Raw genomic sequence first — 5,068 nt, 5'->3', positions numbered from 1 at the left:
TGTTTTATTCCATGACGCGTCCGTAATACCGTTTTCATCCAGGCTTATCGATATCACAAAACCGTTACCATGGATCTCATAGAAATTCGCATTCAGACGTTTAACGCTGGCTTTTTTGCCGTTCACGGTAGCGCTAAAAAAGCCGTTAGAAAGGGTAGCGTTAACCGTATCCGACGAGAACGAGGCTTCGCGAAGGGGATCGTGAACGGATGCCGTTGGTTCGTGTTGTGCCGCGTTTTCCGCTTTGGTTTTGCTGATATCGCAAGATCCATCGCCAGCGCTAATTTGCGTGCATCCCGAGCGCTCTAACTGAGCACGATAGTGTGCGCTAATGGCGTGTGCAGGCGAAATACACCCAGCAAGTACGGCAGCGCTTAACACTAGCATCATTGATTTTTTCATTTTATCACCTTAAAAACGACACAAATAATAAGAAACGTACATAATGCCGATCCAGACCCCGACCGAAATAAGCAATAGATACAGGGCAGCTGAAATAAAAATGTGTTTGAGCATGTTATTGGCCATCATCATACTTTCCATCAGCGAAGTACTGTCGCCCTGAAAAGCTTCCTCTATTATGAATGTAGTCGAGTTACGTGTTTTTCTTAAAAGCCAATCCCGATGCCTGCGCCCATAGCAAGATCATTATTTGTAGAATCGCTTACGCCAGCTTTAACGATGGTGTTGCTACCAACGTGGAAGGATGCACCCACACTAACAGCTTGCTCGTCTTTAAAGCTACCTACACCAGCAGAGAACATGACAGCCTGATCTTTCTCTACTTGAGGCATAGAGGCGATAGCTACAGCGCTAGCAGCACCTGAACGGGCTTCTTTCTTATTGCTGTCAACTTCATCTTTCAGGCTCTTGAATTGAGAGTTAGTGTTAGCTTGCGCTTGTGCGAACACTTGTTGAGCAGCTTTCAGATCTTTAGCTTGTGCTGTAGTTTGGGTATTGAGTGACTTAACCAGATTGATAGTTTTAGTATCAACTTCTTTCTTAGTGATGGTAGTTGTGATTCCGTTAGAGCCAGCTTTACCTGCATCCCCTTTATCACCTTTAGCGCCAGTGTCGCCCTTATCACCTTTGATGGAATCTCCTTTATCTCCTTTCTCACCCTTAACACCTGGAGCACCATCTTTCCCAGCTATACCTTGTGCGCCTGTATCACCTTTTAAACCTTGCGCACCAGTTGCACCTGCAGCGCCTGTAGCACCCGTTGCCCCGTCTTTACCGTCAACACCATCTTTACCATTCACACCGTCTTTAGGTGGTGTTTGGTTCTCTAAAGCGGTGATCCGTTGATCATGGTTAATCAATACAGAACCTTGTAACGCGTTTTCATCTTGCAATGATTTAATATCGGAACTATTGTTAACAACACCTTGTAAAGCAGTGTCTGCTTTGTTTTTAATGTCATTAATCAAAATATTTTGTTTGTTGTCGGTGGAGATCTGATCAGCTTTGTTGTCATCTACTTTCTGATTCAAAGTAGAGTTAAATTGTGCATTAGCATTAACACCAGCTTGAGCAGCATCAGCTTTATTTACAGCAGTGTTAGCAGTATCTTGCGCATTATTGATAGCAATGTTTGCCTTCTCAATATCCCCTTGCAGATTATAGATTTGTCCGTCTTGTTGAGTGTTGCTAGCCTTGATGTTATCAAGGTTATATGCGGTGTTGTTAGTCCCTTGAACCTGAATAAAAGTACCTGAATTGGTAACATTATCGTTAAGATTTACATTTACATCAGCAGCTTTAGCTACGTTCATTGTACCAGCAAAAAGAGCACCGATAATAGCGACAGCGATGACGGTTTGTCTAACAGGTTTCATTTGAAATGACTCACAGTGTTTGGCAGATAAAATATACGCTAGCGATATTGCTAACGTTTGTTTAAGCAGAGCTGAATGGGTAAGTTTAAGTGTGTCGAATTTTATAGTTGTATTTAATATTTATGTTGGTAACGGAGCGAAACTATAAATATTTCGCGGCGAGAAATATTGATTTTGATCATGTTTCTTCTTAATGATAAGAATGAAAAGAAATAATTTTTTTTCATTATTTCTTCTTTAAAATCAATTTGTTGTGATGCGCTTGCGAGGTGTCTTAATTTAACCTTATGATTTTTATAAAATTTTATTTTAACACTTATGCGGTTTTTATTTATGAGATGGAAATTAAGGTTTGCACGGGGTTTTCAAATGAAAATCACGACCTTTAAAGCTGAAAGTAAACATTATCGAGTGGGTGTGTTTAAATAAAGGGCAAGATATTCTTCCGTAAGATTTTCAATGTAGACATTAAATAAAGATATTTTTAATGTGAATTCAATGTTAGTTATTTATTCAGTACAAATAATACCGGAAAACGAACAATAGAATTTCTCATTTTTATGTAACCTGAACCCGTCTGTACCTTCTGAGGCAGTGAGATAAAGGGAAAATGGTTGTCAGCAGGCTCAACCGCGGGTACACTAAATAACAAAGTATTGTTTAAGCTTTTGTTTTATAGATGATTTGACTCGGGGTGCCCTTCCTTGTGAAGGCTGAGAAATACCCGTATTACCTGATCTGGATAATGCCAGCGTAGGGAAGTCAGATGCCTACCCGGTCATCGCTTCTTTCCGCACGGCAGGAGCGAAACCATGCAGCCTGACCTGCTCGACTCACACGTTTTACATCAATTCCGAACCCGTTCCCCGCTCACGCACTGTATGACCAACGATGTCGTGCAGACCTTCACCGCCAACGTTCTGCTCGCGCTCGGTGCTTCCCCGGCAATGGTGATCGAAGCCGAGGAAGCGGAACAGTTTGCCGCGCTTGCCGATGCCCTGCTCGTCAACGTTGGCACGCTCACCGCGCCGCGCGCCCAGTCGATGCGTCGGGCTATTGAGAGCGCGGTAGCCGCGGGCACACCCTGGGTTCTGGACCCCGTCGCGGTTGGCGCGCTGGCGTTCCGCACCCGTTTTTGCCAGCAAATATTATCCCTTAAACCTGCGGCCATTCGTGGCAACGCCTCCGAAATCCTCGCCCTTGCCGGAATGAGTGCGGGCGGACGTGGGGTCGATTCCACCGATACGGCAGCGAGCGCGTTGACCGCTGCGCAGGTGCTTGCCCGCCAGACCCACGCCGTTGTAGTCGTCACAGGGGAAGTGGATCACATCACCGACGGCCAGCGAACCCGTACGGTCGCGGGGGGCGACCCGCTGATGACCCGCGTGGTAGGAACTGGCTGTGCGCTCTCGGCGGTCGTCGCCGCCTGCTGCTCGCTGCCTGGCGACAGGCTTGATAACGCGGCGGCAGCCTGCGGCTTTATGAAGCGCGCAGGGTCAGTTGCCCTGACTCAAAGCCGGGGGCCCGGCAGCTTTGTCTCCGCGTTTCTGGACGCGCTTTACGCGCTGGAGGAACAGGTATGACGCGCATTAATGCCCTGACTATTGCGGGAACCGATCCCAGCGGCGGAGCGGGGATCCAGGCAGACCTGAAAACCTTCTCTGCGCTCGGCGCATACGGGTGCTCGGTTATCACCGCGCTGGTTGCGCAAAACACGCGCGGCGTACAGTCGGTGTATCGCATTGACCCGGATTTTGTCGCCGCGCAGCTGGATTCGGTATTCAGCGACGTACGTATCGACACCACCAAGATCGGCATGCTGGCAGAGGCGGACATTGTTGAAGCGGTCGCTGAACGTCTCAAACACTACCAGATAAAAAACGTGGTGCTTGATACCGTGATGCTGGCCAAAAGCGGCGATCCGCTGCTCTCCGCCTCGGCTGTCGACACCCTGCGTAAAAAGCTGCTGCCGCAGGTTGCGCTGATCACGCCAAACCTGCCTGAAGCCGCCGCGCTGCTGGATGCGCCACACGCGCAAAACGAACGTGAGATGAAAGAGCAGGGGAATGCGCTGCTGGCGATGGGGTGTCGCGCGGTGCTGATGAAAGGCGGCCATCTTGATGATGCAGAAAGCCCGGACTGGCTTTTCACCCACGATGGCACGCAACGTTTCACCGCGCCACGTGTCCAGACCAAAAACACCCACGGCACGGGCTGTACGCTCTCGGCGGCGCTGGCGGCGCTGCGTCCTCGTCACGCCACATGGGCGGATACGGTGCAGGAGGCGAAGGTCTGGCTCTCGGGCGCGCTGGCAAAAGCCGATTCTCTGGAAGTGGGTCACGGTATTGGTCCGGTTCACCATTTTCATGCATGGTGGTAAGCCGTATACTGGCATGAAACTCATGCCAGAGAAAAACAGAGATGGAACAAGCGCATACCCGGTTAATTGCTCAACTCAAGGAACGAATTGCCGCACCGGACAACACGCCGCTGTATCTGAAATTTGCCGAAACGGTCAAGAACGCGGTGCGCAGCGGTGTGCTCGCGCACGGTAATATTTTGCCCGGCGAGCGCGATCTGAGCCAGCTGGCCGGAGTGTCGCGTATTACGGTGCGTAAAGCCATGCAGGCGCTGGAAGAGGCTGGCGTCGTTACCCGCGCGCGTGGATACGGGACGCAAATCAACAATATCTTTGAATATTCGCTGAAAGAGGCGCGCGGCTTTTCTCAGCAGGTGGTGCTGCGTGGCAAAACGCCCAACACCCTGTGGGTCAATAAACGCATCGTGAAGTGCCCGGAAGAGATCGCCCGCCATCTTTCCCTTGCGCCGGAAAGCGATGTGTTTTTGCTTAAGCGCATCCGTTACGTGGATGACGATGCGGTATCGATAGAGGAGTCCTGGGTACCGGTAGGATTAATTCCCAACCCGGACGACATTGGCGTCTCGCTTTATGATTACTTCCGCAGCCAGAATATCTTTCCGCAGCGCACCCGTTCCCGCGTCAGCGCCCGGATGCCGGACAGCGAGTTTCAGGCGCATATCAAGATGGACGATAAGATACCGGTGCTGGTGATCAAGCAAGTCGCGCTCGATCAACAGCAGCGGCCAATTGAGTACAGCATCAGCTACTGCCGCAGCGACCTATACGTCTTTGTGTGCGAGGAGTAGGGCCTCGCGCGTGGGGGCGCAGTCTCCACCGCGATGGCTGACTACCCAGGCGGCCACGGCAT

Annotated in this window: 6 protein-coding genes and 1 riboswitch; of the genes, 3 read left to right on the top strand and 3 right to left on the bottom strand. The window is 50.1% G+C overall.

The features are described 5' to 3' along the window. Positions 1-402, bottom strand: a 402-nt coding sequence (locus HP459_RS21220; protein ID WP_171936796.1) for a hypothetical protein, incomplete at its 3' end; no start/stop codon positions are given. A gap of 206 nt (positions 403-608) precedes the next feature. Beyond that, positions 609-1,838, bottom strand: coding sequence for a YadA-like family protein (locus HP459_RS23705; protein ID WP_171936795.1), 1,230 nt, complete (start codon positions 1,836-1,838; stop codon positions 609-611). Positions 1,839-2,518: 680 nt separating this feature from the next. After that, positions 2,519-2,615, top strand: a riboswitch (TPP riboswitch). Positions 2,616-2,650: 35 nt separating this feature from the next. Here HP459_RS23705 and thiM point away from each other — a divergent pair. The 3 genes from thiM to HP459_RS21200 are packed head-to-tail and all read left to right on the top strand — an operon-like array spanning position 2,651 to position 5,006. Then, entirely contained in the window at positions 2,651-3,421 is a 771-nt protein-coding gene (gene thiM / locus HP459_RS21210) for a hydroxyethylthiazole kinase (RefSeq protein WP_022648660.1), read from the top strand. Then, positions 3,418-4,218: a bifunctional hydroxymethylpyrimidine kinase/phosphomethylpyrimidine kinase gene (thiD, locus tag HP459_RS21205; RefSeq protein WP_023300565.1), complete on the top strand. Its 801-nt coding sequence runs from the start codon at positions 3,418-3,420 to the stop codon at positions 4,216-4,218. Before thiM ends, thiD begins: the two co-directional genes overlap by 4 nt. Before the next feature lie 41 nt (positions 4,219-4,259). Then, entirely contained in the window at positions 4,260-5,006 is a 747-nt protein-coding gene (locus HP459_RS21200; protein ID WP_022648658.1) for a GntR family transcriptional regulator, read from the top strand. On the opposite strand, the gene HP459_RS23610 is transcribed toward HP459_RS21200, so the two are convergent. Then, on the bottom strand, positions 4,980-5,068 hold an 89-nt coding region (locus HP459_RS23610), incomplete at its 5' end, for a hypothetical protein (protein ID WP_253939668.1). The two genes, HP459_RS21200 and HP459_RS23610, sit on opposite strands and share 27 nt — an antisense overlap.

The organism is Enterobacter sp. CM29 (genome assembly GCF_013179605.1).
Taxonomy (GTDB): domain Bacteria; phylum Pseudomonadota; class Gammaproteobacteria; order Enterobacterales; family Enterobacteriaceae; genus Enterobacter; species Enterobacter intestinihominis.
This window is presented reverse-complemented; position numbering and strand designations above follow the sequence as displayed.